The 14,820-nt window shown below is 74.6% G+C and carries 16 protein-coding genes and 1 tRNA gene; 11 read left to right on the forward strand and 6 right to left on the reverse strand.

Going from position 1 to position 14,820, the window contains the following annotated elements:
* Nucleotides 1-81: 81 nt before the first annotated feature.
* The 6 genes from HL663_RS08805 (at nt 82) to HL663_RS08825 (ending at nt 4,181) form a co-directional block, all read left to right on the forward strand.
* Entirely contained in the window at nt 82-2,199 is a 2,118-nt protein-coding gene (locus HL663_RS08805; RefSeq protein ID WP_286176017.1) for an ATP-dependent DNA helicase UvrD2, read from the forward strand.
* 157 nt (nt 2,200-2,356) lie between these two features.
* Entirely contained in the window at nt 2,357-2,599 is a 243-nt protein-coding gene (locus HL663_RS08810; protein WP_173028015.1) for a hypothetical protein, read from the forward strand.
* 212 nt (nt 2,600-2,811) lie between these two features.
* On the forward strand, nt 2,812-3,099 hold the full coding sequence (locus HL663_RS08815; RefSeq protein ID WP_173028017.1) for a WhiB family transcriptional regulator: 288 nt from the start codon (nt 2,812-2,814) through the stop codon (nt 3,097-3,099).
* 50 nt (nt 3,100-3,149) lie between these two features.
* Nucleotides 3,150-3,281, forward strand: a complete 132-nt coding sequence (locus tag HL663_RS19360) for a hypothetical protein (protein ID WP_286176018.1) — start codon at nt 3,150-3,152, stop codon at nt 3,279-3,281.
* A 127-nt stretch (nt 3,282-3,408) separates the two neighbouring features.
* The gene (locus HL663_RS08820) at nt 3,409-3,981 is read left to right on the forward strand and encodes an HhH-GPD-type base excision DNA repair protein (RefSeq protein WP_173028019.1); all 573 of its coding nucleotides are present in this window, start codon (nt 3,409-3,411) and stop codon (nt 3,979-3,981) included.
* Between the two features lie 2 nt (nt 3,982-3,983).
* Nucleotides 3,984-4,181, forward strand: coding sequence for a hypothetical protein (locus tag HL663_RS08825; RefSeq protein ID WP_286176019.1), 198 nt, complete (start codon nt 3,984-3,986; stop codon nt 4,179-4,181).
* A gap of 4 nt (nt 4,182-4,185) precedes the next feature.
* Here HL663_RS08825 and HL663_RS08830 read toward each other — a convergent pair whose 3' ends face one another.
* From HL663_RS08830 to HL663_RS08840, 3 genes are all read right to left on the reverse strand, one after another.
* Nucleotides 4,186-5,541: an ABC1 kinase family protein gene (locus HL663_RS08830; RefSeq protein ID WP_173028021.1), complete on the reverse strand. Its 1,356-nt coding sequence runs from the start codon at nt 5,539-5,541 to the stop codon at nt 4,186-4,188.
* The gene (locus HL663_RS08835) at nt 5,538-6,083 is read right to left on the reverse strand and encodes a hypothetical protein (RefSeq protein ID WP_173028023.1); all 546 of its coding nucleotides are present in this window, start codon (nt 6,081-6,083) and stop codon (nt 5,538-5,540) included. Before HL663_RS08835 ends, HL663_RS08830 begins: the two co-directional genes overlap by 4 nt.
* A gap of 163 nt (nt 6,084-6,246) precedes the next feature.
* Entirely contained in the window at nt 6,247-6,408 is a 162-nt protein-coding gene (locus HL663_RS08840) for a DUF5679 domain-containing protein (RefSeq protein ID WP_013493366.1), read from the reverse strand.
* 197 nt (nt 6,409-6,605) lie between these two features.
* Here HL663_RS08840 and HL663_RS08845 point away from each other — a divergent pair, with 197 nt between their 5' ends.
* Complete coding sequence (locus tag HL663_RS08845) at nt 6,606-7,154, forward strand: M48 metallopeptidase family protein (RefSeq protein ID WP_173028024.1); 549 nt, start codon at nt 6,606-6,608, stop codon at nt 7,152-7,154.
* Here the strand turns inward: HL663_RS08845 and HL663_RS08850 are convergent.
* Together HL663_RS08850 and HL663_RS08855 are read right to left on the reverse strand one after the other, a co-directional pair.
* Entirely contained in the window at nt 7,110-7,688 is a 579-nt protein-coding gene (locus tag HL663_RS08850) for an NUDIX hydrolase (RefSeq protein WP_173028026.1), read from the reverse strand. The genes HL663_RS08845 and HL663_RS08850 overlap by 45 nt on opposite strands.
* Nucleotides 7,685-9,052 carry a zinc-dependent metalloprotease gene (locus HL663_RS08855; protein ID WP_286176020.1) on the reverse strand — a complete coding sequence of 456 codons (1,368 nt, stop codon included), beginning with the start codon at nt 9,050-9,052 and terminating at the stop codon, nt 7,685-7,687. Before HL663_RS08855 ends, HL663_RS08850 begins: the two co-directional genes overlap by 4 nt.
* A gap of 98 nt (nt 9,053-9,150) precedes the next feature.
* Here HL663_RS08855 and HL663_RS08860 point away from each other — a divergent pair, with 98 nt between their 5' ends.
* Both HL663_RS08860 and HL663_RS08865 read left to right on the forward strand, forming a co-directional pair.
* Nucleotides 9,151-9,585 carry a molybdenum cofactor biosynthesis protein MoaE gene (locus tag HL663_RS08860; RefSeq protein WP_173028027.1) on the forward strand — a complete coding sequence of 145 codons (435 nt, stop codon included), beginning with the start codon at nt 9,151-9,153 and terminating at the stop codon, nt 9,583-9,585.
* Nucleotides 9,582-10,694 (forward strand): YlbL family protein, encoded by a 1,113-nt coding sequence (locus HL663_RS08865; protein WP_286176021.1) that lies wholly within the window; start codon nt 9,582-9,584, stop codon nt 10,692-10,694. Before HL663_RS08860 ends, HL663_RS08865 begins: the two co-directional genes overlap by 4 nt.
* Before the next feature lie 2 nt (nt 10,695-10,696).
* On the opposite strand, the gene HL663_RS08870 is transcribed toward HL663_RS08865, so the two are convergent.
* The gene (locus tag HL663_RS08870) at nt 10,697-11,239 is read right to left on the reverse strand and encodes a PPA1309 family protein (RefSeq protein ID WP_173028029.1); all 543 of its coding nucleotides are present in this window, start codon (nt 11,237-11,239) and stop codon (nt 10,697-10,699) included.
* A 196-nt stretch (nt 11,240-11,435) separates the two neighbouring features.
* On the opposite strand from HL663_RS08870, the gene HL663_RS08875 reads away from it, so the two are divergent.
* Nucleotides 11,436-14,405: a UPF0182 family membrane protein gene (locus HL663_RS08875; protein ID WP_173028031.1), complete on the forward strand. Its 2,970-nt coding sequence runs from the start codon at nt 11,436-11,438 to the stop codon at nt 14,403-14,405.
* A gap of 96 nt (nt 14,406-14,501) precedes the next feature.
* A tRNA-Met gene (locus tag HL663_RS08880) sits at nt 14,502-14,578 on the forward strand.
* The last annotated feature ends 242 nt before the right edge of the window (nt 14,579-14,820 follow it).

Raw genomic sequence — 14,820 nt, forward strand, 5'->3', positions numbered from 1 at the left:
ACAGCGCGCCGACCGCGGTCCTTCCCGTCGCCGGTGCCCGCCCCGGGGGAGCGTCGGTGGGGCGACCTAGGATCGACCCCGATGACCATCCTCCCCGTGCACCCCGGCGCCGACGACGTCCTCGACGCGCTCGACCCCGAGCAGCGCGAGGTCGCGTCGCACCCGCTCGGCCCGATGGCGGTCCTCGCCGGTGCGGGCACCGGCAAGACCCGCGCCATCACCCACCGCATCGCCTACGGCGTGCTCTCCGGCGCCTACCAGCCCCAGCGCGTGCTCGCGGTGACCTTCACGGCCCGCGCGGCGGGCGAGATGCGCACCCGGCTGCGCGACCTGGGGGTCGGCGGGGTGCAGGCCCGCACCTTCCACGCGGCCGCGCTGCGCCAGCTGCACTACTTCTGGCCGCAGGCCATCGGCGGTGCGGCGCCCGAGGTGATGCCGCACAAGGCCAGCGCCGTCGCCGAGACCGGCGGCCGGCTGCGGCTGGGCCTGAACTCCGCCGGCGTGCGCGACGTCGCCGCCGAGATCGAGTGGTCCAAGGTCTCGATGCTCACCTCCGACACCTACGCCGCGGCCGCCACCCGGGCGCGGCGCGAGCCGCCGGCGGGCCTGGACGCGACGGCCATGGCACGGGTCATCGAGCAGTACGAGATGGTCAAGACCGAGCGCGGGGTCATCGACTTCGAGGACGTCCTGCTCCTCACCGCCGGCATCCTCGGCGAGCACGAGCAGGTCGCCCGGGCGGTGCGCGCCCAGTACCGGCACTTCGTCGTCGACGAGTACCAGGACGTCAACCGCCTGCAGCAGACCCTCCTCGAGCTGTGGCTCGGCGAGCGCGAGGACGTCTGCGTCGTCGGGGACCCGGCCCAGACCATCTACTCGTTCACCGGCGCCTCGCCGGCGCACCTCCTCGGGTTCCGCTCGCGCCACCCGCAGGCCCGGGTCGTCGAGCTCGTGCGCAACTACCGCTCGACCCCGCAGGTCGTCGGGCTGGCCAACCTCGTCCTGCGCAGCCCCGGCGGCGGCCGGCGCTCGGGCTCGGTCGAGCTGCGGGCCCAGCGCGAGGACGGCGTCGTCCCCGAGCTGCTCGTCGCCGACGACGACCCGCACGAGGCCGACCAGGTCGCCGAGCGCATCCGCGCCCTGCTCGAGGCCGGGCACCCGGCCTCCGAGATCGCCATCCTCTTCCGCACCAACGGGCAGAGCGAGATGCACGAGTCGGCGCTCGCCGAGCGCGGCATCCCCTACCTCGTCCGCGGCGGCGAGCGGTTCTTCTCGCGGCGCGAGGTGCGCGAGGCCATCGTCCTGCTGCGCGGCGCGGCCCGCAGCGACGACGGCGAGGTGGCCCTGCCCGAGCTCGTCCGCGACGTCCTGCTCGGGGTCGGCTGGACCCGGGAGCCCCCGACCTCCGGTGGCGCGGCTCGCGAGCGCTGGGAGTCGCTCTCGGCCCTCGCCGCGCTCGCCGACTCCTTCGCGGCGACCGACCCCGAGGCCCGGATGCCGGCCCTCGTCCGCGAGCTCGACGAGCGCGCGGCCGCGCAGCACGCCCCCACCGTCCAGGGCGTCACCCTCGCCTCGCTCCACGCGGCCAAGGGCCTGGAGTGGGGCACCGTCTTCCTCGTCGGCTGCTCCGACGGGCTGATGCCGATCACGATGGCCGAGACCCCCGAGGAGATCGAGGAGGAGCGCCGGCTCCTCTACGTCGGCGTCACCCGCGCCCGCGACCGCCTCGTCCTCACCTACTCCCGCGCGCGCACGCCCGGCGCCAAGGGCACCCGGCGGCCGTCGCGCTTCCTCGACGGCACCGAGTCCGTCCTCGGCGCCGCGGCCCGCAGCCAGCCCAAGCGCCCGCGCGCGGCCAAGCGCGAGCGGGCGTCCCTCCCGACGACCTGCCGGGTCTGCGGGGGAGGGCTCGCCACCGCCAAGGAGCGCACCATCGGCCGGTGCACGGCCTGCCCGCCGACGATGGACGAGCAGCTCTTCGAGGAGCTGCGGACGTGGCGCCTGGCCACGGCCAAGGAGCTCGACGTGCCCGCGTTCGTCGTCTTCACCGACGCCACGCTCACGGCGATCGCCGAGCGCGAGCCCGCCGACGCCGGCGAGCTGGCGCGCATCGCGGGGGTCGGACCGGCCAAGCTGGAGCGCTTCGGCGAGGCCGTCCTCGATCTCGTGCGAACTTTTTCCGAGGCCCAGAACGCCTGAGGCACAGCGGGATCCGGCTGCTTCGCGGAGGAAAGTCACGAACCGGCACGTTTAATCCGTTGCCGACGCTTCGGGGGCCGCCCTACAGTTGCGTGCATCACCTCGCGTGCCCGCCCGGGCACCGACACGACCGAGACCGCGAAGGAGGGTTGGACCGATGGAAAAGACGATGACGACGAACGGCACGGCGATGGCTGCTGCCCGTGAGGCCGGCACGACCGTCTGGTACGGCTCCAACACCGCCCACGCGGTCGATCTCCGCCAGGTCCAGGGGCGCACCCTGTCCGCTGCCGATCTCGGCATGCGCGACCGCGTCGTCGCCGGCACCCAGGCCGGTTTCGGCATCGCCCTCCCGTCCACGGGATCCGCGTACCCACGCCTCGAGGCACCCCCCGTCTGACCCCAGACAGGGCCACCTCGAGGCCGCGGATCCCCCCAGGGATCCGCGGCCTTTCTCGTGTCCCCGGGCCGCCCGGGCGCCACACCACAGACCACCACAGCACGCGAGGACCAGCAGACATGACCGCAGTGAGCGACCGGACCGACACCGACCGCCCGCCCAGTACCACCCCGCGCCACACCCGGCGCTCGACGAACGGAGGTGACCCCCCGATGCAGCTGACCGACCTGATCGACCTGCAGGACCCGGACGTCATCGACGGCGAGGGCATCCCCTGCCGCGAGAACGACGCCGAGCTCTGGTTCGCCGACACCCCGGAGGGGGTCGAGTTCGCCAAGGCCCTGTGCCGCACCTGCCCGGTGCGCCGCAGCTGCCTCGCCGGCGCGCTCGAGCGGCGCGAGCCGTGGGGCGTCTGGGGTGGCGAGTACTTCGTCCAGGGCGTCACCGTGGCGCGCAAGCGCCCCCGGGGCCGCCCCCGCAAGACCGAGGTCGCCGCCTGACGGCCGCCCCGATCACCAACGCACACAAGCACTTCCGACAGGAGAACGACATGTACCACCGACGGATGCAGCGGCTCCGTCGCGTCGCGCACGAGCGGCGCGTCCACCGGACGCAGCGCCTGGAGCGCGAGGCGGCGACCCGCGAGCAGATGCAGGCGGTCGTCCACGCCATCGTCCGATGAGGACCGGCGTGAGCACCGCGGACCGCACCGCCCCCGGCACCACGCCGGGGGCGGTGCCCGTCCCACCCCTGCGGGCGCGGGACTTCTGGCGCGCCGTGGCGGCGGACCTGCTGGCTACGCTGGCCCCATGGCCGCGCTGACGATCGCCCAGGACCCCGACGCCGACCGCGTCCTCTCGCAGGACCCCTTCGCGCTCCTCACCGGGATGCTCCTCGACCAGCAGTTCCCGATGGAGCGCGCCTTCGCCGGGCCGGCCAAGGTCCTCGAGCGCTTCGGCACCCTCGACCCCGCGGCCCTGGCCGAGGCCGACCCCGAGGCCTTCGCCGACCTCTGCGCCACCCCGCCGGCCGTGCACCGCTACGGCCGCTCGATGGCCGGGCGCATCCAGGCGCTCGCGGTCGTCGTCCGCGACGAGTACGACGGCGACGCCTCCCGGCTGTGGAGCACCGCGTCGAGCGGCCGCGAGCTCGTGGCGCGGCTCAAGGCCCTGCCCGGCTTCGGCGACCAGAAGGCCCGCATCTTCGCGGCCCTGCTCGGCAAGCAGCTCGGCGTGCGACCCGAGGGCTGGCGGGAGGCCTGCGGCGCCTACGCCGAGGACGGCTCGTTCCGCTCGGTGGCCGACGTCGTCGACCCCGACTCCCTCCAGAAGGTCCGTGACTTCAAGAAGTCCGCCAAGGCCGCCGCGAAGGCGAAGGGCTGAGCGTGCCCGACGCGGCGGGGGAGGAGCGCCCGGTCTGCGCGACGTGCGGGAGCACGCCGCCGGACGCCGAGGCCGCCGCCCTCGCCCGGCTCACGTGGAGCCGCGGCACGGAGAACGGCCGCGAGGTCTGGACCTGCGCGGCGTGCAGCCGACGCCACCTGCGCAGCATCGAGGGGAAGCTCGACACCGCCTGGTGGTGAGGCCTCAGGCGGCGTCCGGGTCCGGGGGGATGCGTGACTCGTCGACACCCGGCAGGTAGGCGCAGACCATCTCGCGCAGCGGCACGGTGCCACCGATCTGGCTCAGCACGCCGATGCCGCCGAGCCACACCCGGTGGATGAGCAGGTACTCGGGCGGCAGGTTGAGCTTGAGCCCGATGAGGAACTGCGGGCGGCGCGGGTCCTGGATCTGGGCGGCGGCCCCGCGCAGCCACTCGCGGGTCGGGGTGAACTGCTCGTGGAGGATCGGCTCGACGAGCGGCTGGAGGTACTCGACGAGCCCGTCCGGGTCGATCTGGATGCTCGGGCGGATGAAGCCGGCCCGGCGCAGCACCGCGGCGAGCTCCTCGCCGTCGCCCGCGAGGCTCGCGGTGAGGATGGCGCCCATCTCCGGCGGCATCCCCTCCGGCAGGCGGTTGACCGCCCCGAAGTCGAGGACGCCGAGCCGCCCGTCGGGCGTGATGCGGAAGTTGCCCGGGTGCGGGTCGGCGTGGAGCAGGCGCGCGCGGGTGGGGGCGCGCAGCTGGAACTCGAGGTACAGCGAGGCGGCCTCGTCGCGCTCCTCGGGCGTGCCGTCGGCGATGACCCGGGCGAGCGGGGTGCCCTCGACCCACTCGGTGACGAGGACCTGCGGGGACTCGACGAGCACGTCGGGGACGAGGACGTCCTCGTCGTCGCGGAAGGCCTTGGCGAAGTGGCGCTGGTGGCGGGCCTCGAGCGAGTAGTCGAGCTCCTCGCTCATCCGGGCGCGCAGCTCCTCCATGATCGGCTTGACGTCGATGCCGGGGACCCACGAGCCGGCCATCCGGGCCATCCGCGAGAGCTGGTTGAGGTCGGAGAGCAGGGCCTTGCCCGCGCCGGGGTACTGGATCTTGACCGCGACCTCGCGCCCGTCGCGCCACACCCCGCGGTGCACCTGCCCGATGGAGGCGGCCGCGGCCGGGACGTCGTCGAACTCGACGAGCTTGGTCGTGGCCCAGCGCGGCCCGAGCTCGTGGGCGAGGATCCCGTGGACGCGGTCGGCGCCCATCGGCGGCCCGGACTCCTGCAGCTTGGTCAGCGTGGCGCGGTAGGGCCCGAGCACCTCCTCGGGCATCGCGGCCTCCATGACGGACAGGGCCTGGCCGAACTTCATCGCGCCGCCCTTGAGCTGGCCGAGGACGGCGAACATCTGCTCGGCCGTGCGGGCCTGGAGCTCGGCGGCGACCGTCTCGGCGGGCTTGCCACCCACCCGCTTGCCGACCCCGAGGGCGACCCTCCCGGCATGGCCGAGGGGCAGGCCCGCGAGCCGAGCGGCCCGGGCGATGGAGGATCCGGGGATCTCCCGGTCGCGTTCGCTCACCCCGCCATTCTCACCGACGCACACGGGCAGCCGGGCCGGGAGGTCCAGACGCGGTGCACGACCGTCGTGCCTCGGGGCCCGATCTCGGTCGAGACGGCGCCGAGGGAGTGGTCGCCCGCGAGCGTCGCGAGCGCGGTGACGGTGGCGACCGCGGCGGCGAGCACGACGGCTCCGTCGCCGAGCGTCGCCGCGGGGGAGGCGACCCGCGGCGGCGGGGTGACGCAGACGAGGCACGGGGTGCGACGCGGGACGACGAGCGGCCCGACGTCGACCCCCGCGCCGTGGTGCACGACCGGCAGGAGGGCGACGTCGTGCGCCTGCCACGGCGCCCCGAGCCAGGGCGCGCTCCACCACTCCGGCGGGCCGTGCTCGGCGACGAGCACGACGAGGTCCGGCCCGGGCAGGCCGGCGACGAGCGCGAGCTCGGAGGCGTCGGCCTCGTGGGCGCCGGCGCGCACCGCGACCCCGCAGCGCCGCAGCCGGCCCGTGGTCTCGGACGCGAGGGCGCCCCACCCGTCGACGACGACCCGCACCCGCTCCATCGCTGCCTCCTGACGGGAACCCGTGGGCCGATCCTGCCCGGCCGCGCGCCCGCGCCGCGGGCGTCGTCCACAGGCCCCCGCCGCCCTCACGGCCCTGCGCCGCCCCGACGCACGACGACGGCCCCGGACCGTGGGGTCCGGGGCCGTCGTCGGGGAGCGGTGCTCAGGCCTTGCCGAGGATGCGGTTGAGGTTGGTCCCGCAGACCGGGCACTGCCCCTTCGCCATCCGCCGCCCGTTCTCGGAGACGACGACCTTCCCCTCGGCCTCGCGCTTCTCCTTGCACTTCACGCAGTAGAACTCGCCCTTGTAGGTCTCGTCAGCCATCGACGTACTCCTTGTCACCGGCCGGGTACCCGTCCGGAGTGGTTGGACCGCCCCCCGGGGGCGGCCTGGACCGCCCCACCCTAGCCACGCCGGGCGCCGCGGCCCCCCGTGACGCGCGGCCGGGCCCGGCGCGGTGTCCTCGCAGGTCACGCGCGTCCCACCGGCCCCACCGCCACCGCTGCCCGTAGAGTCGGGGCGTGGCCACGAGGGACGTCGAGGTCCGCCGCAGCCGGAGACGCCGCCGAACCGTGAGCGCCTACCGGGACGGCGGACGCACCGTCGTGCTCATCCCCGCCTCCTTCTCCGCCGCCGAGGAGGCCCGGTGGGTCGAGCGGATGCTCACCCGCCTGGAGCGCGGCGACAGCCGCAGCGCCCTCGGTGACGACGCGCTCGCGGCCCGGGCCGCTCGCCTGTCCGAGCGCTACCTCGGCGGCCACGCCCGCCCGAGCAGCGTCCGCTGGGTGTCGACGATGGAGAAGCGCTGGGCCTCGTGCACGCCCACCGACGGGACCATCCGGGTCTCCGACCGCCTCCGCGAGGTCCCGGCGCACGTCCTCGACTACGTCCTGCTCCACGAGCTCGCGCACCTGCTCGTCGCCGGCCACGGCCCGGCCTTCTGGCGCCTGCTCGGCTCCTACCCGCGCCTGGAGCGGGCCCGGGGCTTCCTCGACGGGCTCGCGCACGCCTCGGGGATGCCGTCCTCAGAGGAGCCCGAGGGCCCGCCGACCGGCCTCGACGAGGGGTGACAGCTCGGCCCGCGTGCCCTCCGGCAGCGCGTCGACCGGCCACCAGCGCACGTCGTGGGACTCTGCGCTGACCCGCGGCGCCGCGCCGGCCGGGGCCTGCGCCACGTAGCGGACGTCGAGGTGCTCGCGGCAGCGCCCGAAGTCGCCCTCGAGGGTGTGCCGGTCCAGCTGCACCGGCTCCGGCAGCGGCTCGAGGTCCTCGAGCCCCGACTCCTCGCGGGCCTCGCGGCGGGCGGCGTCGTGCAGGGTGGCGTCCCCGGGCTCGAGGTGCCCACCGAGCTGGAACCACAGGCCGGCGCGGCGGTGGTGGGTCAGCAGGACGTGCTCGCCGGTGGCGTCGAGCACGACGCAGGACCCGGTGAGGTGCGCCGGGGGGCCGGCCTTGGCCACGCCGTCCGGGTGCGCCGCGAGGTGGGCGAGGTAGCCGTGGCGCAGACCCTCCTGGCCCGCGTCGGGCGCCGCCCACCGGCGCAGGACCGCGGTGGCGTCGGCGTGCAGGTGGGCGTACCCGGCGGCGACGTCGCCCGCGGTCACCGCTCGCCCTCGCCGCGCAGGAGCGCGTCGAGCTCGGCGTCGAGGTCGTCGGTCACCGGCCGGGCCGTGCGCTCGGCGTAGCCCAGCGGGTCGTCGAGGTCGGCCGAGGACGGCGCGAGGTCCGGGTGGCGCCACGCGGCGTCCCGTCCCTCGGGGCCCGCCTGGTCCTCGAGCGCCCGGAAGAGGTTGGCCGCGTCGCGCAGCCGGCGCGGGCGCAGCTCGAGGCCGACGAGCGACCCGAAGGCCTTCTCGGCCGGGCCACCGCTCGCACGGCGCCGGCGCACCGCCTCGCCGAGGGCCTCGGCCGCCGGGAGGTGCCCCGCGACGGCGCGCTCGGTGACGACGTCGACCCAGCCCTCGACGAGCGCGAGCAGCGTCTCGAGCCGGCCGAGGGCGGCCTGCTGCGCGGGGGAGTGCTGGGGGTTGAACAGCCGGCCCTGGAGGGCCTCCTGCACGGCCTGCGGGTCCGAGGGGTCGATCGAGCGGACCGCCTCCTCGATGCCGTCGGTGTCGATGGTGATGTCGCCGGCGTAGTCGCGCACGGCGGCCCGCAGGCCGGCCGAGAGCCAGGGCACGTCGGCGAACAGGCGAACCCGGGCCACCTCGCGCACGGCGAGGTAGAGGCGCGCCTGCGGCTCGTCGACCTCGAGGCCGGCGGCGAGCTCGCGCAGGGCCTGCGGCATGAGGACGACGTCGGGCGCGGGGACGAGCGGCAGCGACACCTCGCAGCCGGTGACGACCTCGCCCGCGAGGCTGCCGACGCCCTGGCCGAGCTGGAGGGCGAACATCGAGCCGTGCATCCGGCGCAGCATCGGCCCGGCCTGGTCGAGCATCCCGGCCATGCCGGCGGGCAGGGCGTCCTCGGGCAGGTCGGACAGCTGGCGGGTCATCGCGGCCGTCACGGCGTCGGTCACACCCTCGGCGACGGGCTCGACGAGGTCGGTCCAGACGGGCATCGTCGCCTCGACCCACTCGGCGCGGCTCCACGCGACACCGCGCAGGGCCGGGGCGGTGAGGTCGGTGACGGCGTCGAGCCAGAGGTTCGCGACGTGGACGGCCTCGGCCGCCGCCCGCTGGTCGGGCTGCGCCGCGAGGGCGTCACCGCCCGCCGCGACGGTCTTGCGGGCGGTGTCCGTGGCCAGCACGGGGTCGAGCGTCGTGTCGCCGGCCGGGGCCGCGAACATCGCCTGGACCTGGCCCATGACCATCTGCAGCATCTGCGGGTCGATGCGGTCCAGGCCCATCGAGCGCATCATCGCGACCATCTGCGGGTCGAGCTCGGCGCCGCCGGTCAGGCCGCGCAGCATCTGCTCGAGCTCCGGGGGGAGGTCGGGGGTCTCGTCGTCGTCGGCGTGGTCGGTCACGGCCGGGCTCCTGCAGGTCGGATGAGAGGATGGGCGTCTGTCGTACCCAACCACGACCGCGCGCGAATCGTTCCGGTGGTCGTCCCCCGAGGAGCCCCATGGCCACCCATGACTCCGCGGTCGCGCTCGTCGCGGTCCGCGACGAGCCGCTGTCCGTCGACGAGGCGCTCGACGCCGTCCGTCACCCCGCGTGCGGCGGGGTCGCGCTCTTCGTCGGGCTCGTCCGCGACCACGACCACGGCGACGCCGTGACCGGCCTGGAGTACTCGGCCCACCCGAGCGCGCTCGCGACGATGCAGGAGGTCTGCGAGCACGTCCTCGCCACCTCGGACGCCGTGCGGGTCGCCGCGGTCCACCGCACCGGCACCCTCGCCATCGGCGACCTCGCCGTCGTCGTCGCGGCCTCGGCCCCGCACCGCGGCCAGGCCTTCGACGCCTGCCGGGCGGTCATCGACACCCTCAAGGCGCGCACGCCCATCTGGAAGCACCAGTCGCTCGGCGACGGCTCGACCGAGTGGGTGGGGCTGCCGTGAGCCCCGTCGACGCCCTGCCCCCTCCCGGGCAGGGCGAGGGCCGGCGCGTGCCCCCGCCCTCGCCGCGCGGCGGCCGGCTCGCCGCGACCCTCCTCACCTCGCTCTTCGTGCTCATCGTCCTCGCGGCGGGGATGACCTTCGTCGGCCTGCCGTACGTCATCCTCTCGCCCGGCCCGGCGACCAACGTGCTCGGCGAGGTCGACGGCAAGCCCGTCCTCTCCGTCGAGGGCGCCGAGACCTACCCGACGCAGGGCGCGCTCGACTTCACGACCGTCGCCTTCGAGGGCGGCCCCGGCCGGACCGTGACGATCTACGACCTCGCCGAGGCGTGGTGGCGCGGCGACACCGACACCGCGCCCGAGAGCGACTACTTCCCGGACGACACGACGGCCGACCAGGTGCAGGAGCAGAACGTCGAGCTGATGAACGAGTCGCAGGTCGTCGCCGCGGCGACCGCGCTGCGCGCCCTCGGCAGGACGGTGACGACGGACGTCGCCATCGCCGACGTCCCGGACGGCAGCCCGGCGGCCGGCGTGCTCGAGAAGGGCGACGTCCTGCGCAGCGTCGACGGGGTCGACGCCAGCGACCCCGACGCCGTCCGCGGCGCGGTGCGCGAGCACCGGCCCGGCGAGGAGGTCGCGCTCGTCGTCGAGCGCGGGGGCGAGGAGAAGCGCCTCACCGTGACGACCGGCGACGTCCAGGGGCAGCCGGTCATCGGCGTGCTCCTGCGCTCCGACTACGACCTGCCGGTCACCGTCACCCTCAACACCGGCGAGGTCGGCGGCCCCTCCGCCGGGCTGATGTTCACCCTCGCCATCTACGACGCGCTGACGCCCGGGTCGCTGACCGGTGGCCAGCGGATCGCCGGCACGGGGACGATCGCCGACGGGGGAGCGGTCGGGCCGATCAGCGGCATCCGGCAGAAGATGGTCGGCGCCCACGAGGCCGGCGCCCGCTGGTTCCTCTCGCCGGCCGACGACTGCCCCGACGCCGTCGGGCACGTGCCGGACGGCATGACGCTGCTCAAGGTCACGACGTTCGACGACGCCCGCACGGCGGTCGAGGGCATCGCGAAGGGCGACACCGCCGGCCTGCCGCGCTGCGGCTGAGGTCAGTCCAGGGTCGCGCGCAGGGCGTGGACGATGCCCGGCGCGAGGTCCTCGCCGAGGGCGACCTCGTCGTCGCTGTCGTGCGCCCGCTGGCGCAGCAGGCAGCGCGCCGACCCGTCACGCGTGACGGCCACGAGCAGCCGGACGTCGGCGCGGTCGGGGTGCGCGGCGACGGCGCGGACGGCCTCGTCGGGGTCCTCCGGGAGGTCGCGCTCGGCCGCCGGGGGCAGCACGACCCGCTCGACGGCGACGGCGCACCCGACGACCTCGCTGGGCCAGGCGATCCGGCCGAGGAGGTCCTCGAGGCCACCGGCCTCCGGCAGCTCGTCCTGCTCGACGGCGGAGAGCGCCCCGGTGACGGCGTCGTGCGTCGCGAGACCCTGCGCGAGCTGCGGCTCACGCTCGACGAGCTCCGCGGTCGGGACGAGCGCGAAGAGCCGCACCGGCTGGTCCCAGCCGGAGCGGGCGACGTGCCGCTCGGTGTCGAGCGCGGCGAGGGTCAGGGGGTCGGTGACGGGGCGTCGGTCGTGGCTCACGGGCTCCATGGTGCCCGACGCAACCTTTCCCGCCCGCCGCGCGTTCGGGAGGGCGAGATAGGTTGGCCACACCCATCGCACGACGACCCCGGCACACGGGACGAGGAGAGCTGTGAGTCGCTCGGAATGGTTCGACGGACGCGACGGTCCGGACGGACCCGATGACGGAGCCGGGGGTGCCGGCGAGGCGGCCCGGCCCGGCCGGATGCGTCGACGGGGGCCGCTGCTGCCCACCCTGCTCGTGCTCATCGCGCTCGCGGTGCTCGGCGGGATCGCCGCCGACGTCCTCACCGACGTCTGGTGGTACGAGTCGGTCGGCTACCGCGGCGTGTTCACGACGGAGCTCGCGACGAAGGCCGTCATCTTCGTCATCGCCTTCCTCCTGACCGCCGGCGCGGTCGCGGCCTCGCTCGTCGTCGCCTTCCGGACCCGGCCGATCTACGTCCCGGTCACGCCGGCGCAGCAGGTCCTCGAGCAGTACCGCCAGGCCATCGAGCCGCTGCGGCGCGTCGCGCTGTTCGTCGTCCCCGGCGTCCTCGGCCTGCTCGCGGGCTCGGGCTCGATGGGGGCCTGGCGCACCTACCTCCTGTGGGCCAACCGCCAGCCGTTCGGCACCACCGACCCGCAGTTCGGGCTCGACGTCGGCTTCTTCGTCTTCACCCTGCCGTGGCTGCGCTTCCTCGTGAGCTTCCTGACGGTCGTCCTCGTGCTGACCTTCCTCGCCGGGGCCTTCACGCACTACGTCTACGGCGGCCTCCAGCTGCCGGGCCGCGGACCGTCGACGCGGGCCGCGTACGTGCACCTCGGGGTCGTCGGCGCGCTCATCGCGCTGACCCGGGCCGGCTCCTACTGGCTGGACCGCTACTCCCTCTCGACGCAGAAGGGGTCGCTCCTCACGGGCATCACGTACACCGACGCGAACGCGGTCCTGCCGACGAAGGCGATCCTCGCGGTCGCGGCCATCATGTGCGCCCTGTTCTTCCTCGCCGCGATCTGGAGCCGCAGCTGGCGGCTGCCGATCATCGGCGTCGGCCTCCTCGTCGTCACCGCGGTCGTCGCCGGCACGATCTACCCGGCGCTCATCCAGTCGCTGCGGGTCAAGCCGTCCGAGCGCTCGCTCGAGGCGACGTACATCGAGCGCAACATCAAGGCGACGAGCTCGGCCTTCGGCCTGGACCGCGTCGAGCGCATCGAGAACACCGTCCCGGCGACGGCTCCCTCGGAGAACACCCTGCGCTCGGGCGCCGAGGCCATCCCGGGCGTGCGCGTCATCGACCCCAACGTCGTGGCGCCGACCTTCCGCCAGCTCGAGGGCGAACGTGACTTCTACGCCTTCCCCGACACCCTCGACGTCGACCGGTACACGATCGACGGGCGGGTCAACGACGCCGTCGTCGCCGTGCGCGAGATGAACCTGTCCGGCCTGCCGGACAGCCAGCGCAACTGGATCAACGACCACACCGTCTTCACCCACGGCTACGGCTTCTACGCGGCCTACGGCAACCAGCGCACCCCCGAGGGCGACCCCGTCTTCTTCGAGGGCGGCACCCGCAACAACCTCGGTGAGTACGAGCCGCGGATCTACTTCGGCGAGCTCTCGCCGTCGTACTCCGTCGTCGGCGGCCCGGCCGGCGGCCCGACCCGCGAGTACGACCGCCCGGGCTCCTCCGAGGGGTCGTCGGTCAACAACACCTACGGCGGCGGTGGCGGCGTGGCCATCGGCTCGACGCTGCGCAAGCTCGCGTACGCCGTCAAGTACCGCGAGGCGAACTTCTTCCTCTCCAACGCGGTCAACAGCAGCTCGCGCATCCTCGACCACCGCACGCCGCAGGAGCGCGTCGAGCGGGTGGCCCCGTGGCTGACGCTCGACGGCAACGTCTACCCGGCGGTCGTCGACGGCCGCGTCCAGTGGATCGTCGACGGGTTCACGACCTCGTCGGCCTACCCGAACAGCCGCCTGCTCGACCTCGCGAACGCGACGTCGGACTCGGTGGCCAACCGCAGCAACGTCGTCCAGGTCCGCTCCGGCGAGGCCAACTACGTGCGCAACGCGGTCAAGGCGACCGTCGACGCGTACGACGGCTCCGTCAAGCTCTACGGCTGGGACACCAGCGACCCGATCCTCAAGGCGTGGAGCCAGGCCTTCGGCAACACGGTCCGGCCGATCTCGGAGATCTCCGGCGACCTCATGTCGCACATCCGCTACCCGCAGGACCTCATCAAGATCCAGCGCGACCTGCTCAACGAGTACCACATCACCAACCCGGACGACTTCTACACCGGCAACGACCGCTGGCGGGTCCCGCGCGACCCCTCGCTCTCGACCCAGGACATCCCCGTGGTGTTCCAGTCGATCGCGCTGCCGGGGGAGGAGCGGCCCTCGTTCTCGATCACCTCGCCGTTCGTCCCGGCGAGCAACGCCGAGGGCGGCCGCGAGATCCTCCGTGGCCTCCTCGCCGTCGATGCCGACGCGGGGTCGACCGCGGGCCAGCGGGCCGAGAACTTCGGCAAGCTGCGGCTCGTCGAGTACTCCTCGAACCAGGCGCCGTCGGGTCCGGGCCAGGTGCGCAACCAGATCCAGAACTCCAACGTCCGCTCGCAGAACCCGGCGGAGCAGCTGGGCCTGGCGCAGTACATCACCAACAACTCCAGCGGCGGCAAGAAGCTGACCTTCGGCAACCTGCTGACCTTCCCCCTGCAGGGCCGCACGTTCTACGTGCAGCCGGTCTACGTGCAGGCCTCGGAGGGCTCGGGCTCGTTCCCGCAGAACAAGATCACTGTCGCCGTCTACGGCTCGAACGTCGCCTGGGGCGACACCCTCGACCAGGCGATCACCGGGCTCTTCGGTGAGGGAGCGGGCGACTCGGGCGGCACCGACGGCGGCGGGGACGGCGGCGGAGGGACGCCGACCGACCCCGGCACCGGTCTGCCGCAGCAGCTGAGCGCTGCCATCGGCGAGATCCAGGCGGCCTACCAGGCCGGCCAGGAGGCGCTGAGCAAGAGCGACTTCACGGCCTACGGCGAGGCGCAGAAGCAGCTGTCGGCGGCGATCGCCCAGGCCGACGAGCTGGCCCGGCAGCTGGGCACGACGGCCCCGACCCCGACGCCCTCGGCGTCCCCGTCGGCCTCGCCGTCCCCGACGCCGTCGGCGTCGACCACCGCGAGCGCGGGCTGACGACGGCCTCCGCCGGGGCCGATTTGGTCCCGGCGGAGTCCATCGTCTAATCTCGAGACATACCGAGCGCGCCCCCCGGGGTGCGACTCACCACGACGCGGGGTGGAGCAGCTCGGTAGCTCGCCGGGCTCATAACCCGGAGGTCGCAGGTTCAAATCCTGCCCCCGCTACCAGTACGAACGAGGCCCCGACCGGCGACAGCCGGATCGGGGCCTCGTTCGTGAGCGCGGGTCCTGCCCAGGCGACCGGCGCGCAAGCGCGGGTCCTGCCCCCGGGACGAGGCGTCATCGCAGACGCCCGACCCGCAGCACCCTCCATCTCAGCCCTGCTCGCCCGCCCCCACGTGGCGCCGCGAGCCGGGATGATCGGGGGAGCCCACCACCCCCGGGACCGCCGTCGCTCCCTCCGCCCGCGC

The organism is Arthrobacter sp. NEB 688 (genome assembly GCF_013201035.1).
Taxonomy (GTDB): domain Bacteria; phylum Actinomycetota; class Actinomycetes; order Actinomycetales; family Dermatophilaceae; genus Phycicoccus.

What these genes read in the sequence shown, in the direction of transcription:
- HL663_RS08805 (WP_286176017.1), top strand. Translation starts at nt 82, where the DNA reads ATGACCATCCTCCCCGTGCACCCCGGCGCCGACGACGTCCTCGACGCG.
- HL663_RS08870 (WP_173028029.1), bottom strand. Translation starts at nt 11,239, where the DNA reads ATGGAGCCCGTGAGCCACGACCGACGCCCCGTCACCGACCCCCTGACC.
- HL663_RS08820 (WP_173028019.1), top strand. Translation starts at nt 3,409, where the DNA reads ATGGCCGCGCTGACGATCGCCCAGGACCCCGACGCCGACCGCGTCCTC.
- HL663_RS08840 (WP_013493366.1), bottom strand. Translation starts at nt 6,408, where the DNA reads ATGGCTGACGAGACCTACAAGGGCGAGTTCTACTGCGTGAAGTGCAAG.
- HL663_RS08860 (WP_173028027.1), top strand. Translation starts at nt 9,151, where the DNA reads ATGGCCACCCATGACTCCGCGGTCGCGCTCGTCGCGGTCCGCGACGAG.
- HL663_RS08810 (WP_173028015.1), top strand. Translation starts at nt 2,357, where the DNA reads ATGGAAAAGACGATGACGACGAACGGCACGGCGATGGCTGCTGCCCGT.
- HL663_RS19360 (WP_286176018.1), top strand. Translation starts at nt 3,150, where the DNA reads ATGTACCACCGACGGATGCAGCGGCTCCGTCGCGTCGCGCACGAGCGG.
- HL663_RS08835 (WP_173028023.1), bottom strand. Translation starts at nt 6,083, where the DNA reads ATGGAGCGGGTGCGGGTCGTCGTCGACGGGTGGGGCGCCCTCGCGTCC.
- HL663_RS08875 (WP_173028031.1), top strand. Translation starts at nt 11,436, where the DNA reads ATGCGTCGACGGGGGCCGCTGCTGCCCACCCTGCTCGTGCTCATCGCG.
- HL663_RS08815 (WP_173028017.1), top strand. Translation starts at nt 2,812, where the DNA reads ATGCAGCTGACCGACCTGATCGACCTGCAGGACCCGGACGTCATCGAC.